The organism is uncultured Microscilla sp. (genome assembly GCF_947493425.1).
In the GTDB taxonomy this organism is placed as follows: Bacteria; Bacteroidota; Bacteroidia; order Cytophagales; family Microscillaceae; genus Microscilla.
This window is the reverse complement of record NZ_CANLRP010000439.1, coordinates 1-692: the sequence shown is the minus strand read 5'-3', so window position 1 is coordinate 692 and position 692 is coordinate 1. Positions and strand designations below refer to the sequence as shown.

Annotated in this window: 1 protein-coding gene; it reads left to right on the top strand. The window is 52.3% G+C overall.

The window, feature by feature from the left end; genetic code table 11:
• Window positions 1-422 precede the first annotated feature (422 nt).
• Window positions 423-605, top strand: coding sequence for a hypothetical protein (locus tag Q0954_RS34230; protein WP_299466661.1), 183 nt, complete (start codon window positions 423-425; stop codon window positions 603-605).
• Window positions 606-692: the final 87 nt, after the last annotated feature.

Sequence of the window (692 nt, the reverse complement as noted above, 5' to 3'; positions counted from 1 at the left end):
TCTTCTAAATCAGCCCGGTAAATTTTCTTTGTTCCTTCCCTGAAAGCGACCCTTAGATTACCTAGATGGTCTTTGTAGTCTAGAGGGTTAAAAGTTTATACGTCAAGGTCTTAGCGCAACCTTTTTGCTGCACCCATTACAAAGACCAAAACCGTCAATGTAACGAAGACCAAATGTACAAAGCACTCTTTTCAAAAGAAAGAAAAATAGTGAATAACCGATACCTACACTATACAAAGACCACTTTAAGCAGTGCAAAGACCAGGGGAGCCGGGCAAAGTGAGCGCGCGGGTGAACGCAGGAGGCACGACTAAGTGAACCAGCGCAAACACTGCGCGCAGCGAAGGCGCGGGGATGACCCAAACAACCAACCTTCAGAACCACTACTTTGCAGCAAACCAGACGCGCGTTGGGGCCCGCCCGTGTTTACAGCCGAAGCCCAAAGGAGTGGGGGCTTTTCGCGGGTAAGCCCAAGCGAACGACAACGGCTGAAGGATGCCCGCCGACCCACCGAGGCTGCGCGAGCGGTAGGCATTTTGCGGGTGCCAGGTGGGGCACGCACGGGCGGAAATACACCAGACGACCAGTGTAGCGCCGGAAGCTGACGAAGGGCTTTTTTTTCTTATGAAAAATAAACAGTTAAAAAAAGCCCTGAGGAAAGCCCGCGGTGGGGCGGGGAGCCATTTTGCGCG